This window comes from Rhizobium sp. PDO1-076, from assembly GCF_000247475.1.
In the GTDB taxonomy this organism is placed as follows: Bacteria; Pseudomonadota; Alphaproteobacteria; order Rhizobiales; family Rhizobiaceae; genus Allorhizobium.
Genome location: NZ_AHZC01000272.1, coordinates 1 through 1,513, shown reverse-complemented (window position 1 = coordinate 1,513; position 1,513 = coordinate 1). Strand labels below are relative to the sequence as shown.

2 protein-coding genes are annotated in these 1,513 nt (G+C 56.2%); both read left to right on the top strand.

All coding sequences use genetic code 11. The features are described from left to right. Positions 1-367: 367 nt before the first annotated feature. A complete protein-coding gene (locus PDO_RS14835) occupies positions 368-943 on the top strand; it encodes a cytochrome b (protein ID WP_244426458.1) in 576 nt (191 codons plus the stop codon). Between the two features lie 17 nt (positions 944-960). Next, the coding region (locus PDO_RS14830; RefSeq protein ID WP_244426457.1) for a RibD family protein at positions 961-1,513 on the top strand (553 nt) is incomplete at its 3' end.

Sequence of the window (1,513 nt, the reverse complement as noted above, 5' to 3'; positions counted from 1 at the left end):
ATGCCCATCGGCGGCATAACGCCCGCACAGAAACTGAAAATGGCCGCGTGAATTGTACTGCGGAGCCCCGTTCAAAACGGGGGGATTACCGTCCAACTGAAAATGGCGGCGTGAATTCTACCGCAGAACCCACGTTAAGAATGGGGGGATTACCTTTTCATGGTTGGGCATGACGCCCAAAGTGCGGATTGACTGGGGGCACTCCAATCACCATATTTGAGCGCTCGGACCAGCATTTTGCACGCAGCGTCATTCACTCAGCGCATTCTATGGATTATCCTGTTCTGTGGCTCTGCACCTATGACCTGCGCAGATCCTGCCATGCTTCGGCGGCGGGCTGTGGTGGGTCCATTTTATGGAGATAATATTGTCGAAGTTCAGTGACGTTAATCTGTTTTCCCAGGCCGTCTGTCCGTCGGACGCGATCAACAGCGTCCATCGCTATGCGGCAACGTCCCGCATTATCCACTGGGTCGTGGCCGCGCTGGTTCTTGTGACTTGGCCACTTGGTCTCGTCATACAATTCACCCGGAATGAAGTTTCGCTTGGTTTTTACATGTTGCATGAGAGTTTTGGCTTCTTGCTGTTGTGGCTCATGTTGTTGCGGGTTGGGAACAAGATGATCGCGAAGACCCCGCATCATGAAGGTTCGGCATTCGAACGGTTCGCAGCCTCCACCGTTCATGGCCTCCTCTATCTGCTGCTGATCGTCATGCCTGTCAGTGGGTTCTTGGCGATCTCCGCACATGGCTTTCCGCTGGTCTGGTTCGGTCTGGTGCCGATCTGGGGTCCGCTGGACAAATCACCCGATATCGCCGGAATACTCTCAATGGTCCATACCTGGAGCGCGTGGGTTGTCCTGCTTCTTTTTGCATTGCATATCGGCGCTGTGCTGCTCCATCATGTGATCAAGCGCGATAATACCCTTTACAGAATCCTCTGAGAATAGTGATGCACAGCATGAAGATCACAGAAGCGTCCTGGAAACAGCTCCTTGCGCTTCGGCACGGGATCGCTGAACCGGCGTCCGGAGATCGGCTTCGCGACGATGCTGCCAATCGTCTCTATGCGCCCATCGCGAGTGCTCGCGGACAGTTCGTGCTGGCGCAGGTTGGGCAATCCCTGGACGGGCGCATCGCCACACCCACCGGCGACGCGCGCGACGTTTCAGGCATTGATGGACTTGCACATCTTCATCGCTGTCGGGCACTTGTCGAGGCCGTCATCGTGGGCGTGGGAACAGTCAAGGCAGATGATCCGAAACTCTCGGTCAGAATGGTTAGCGGTCCCGCGCCAGTCCGCGTTGTCGTGGATTGTCACGCGGCGCTTGACGGCAGCGAAAGTCTGTTTCACGATGGTGGAACCTCTGTGATAGTATTGCGCAGCGCGAATGCCAAAGCCAGTTCGCTGCCGATGGCGGAGGTTGTGACGCTACGGCCAAGGGCATGCGGGCTCGATCCACGTGATATCTTGGACGCTCTGGCAGAACGCAACCTTAATCGCGTTCTGGTCG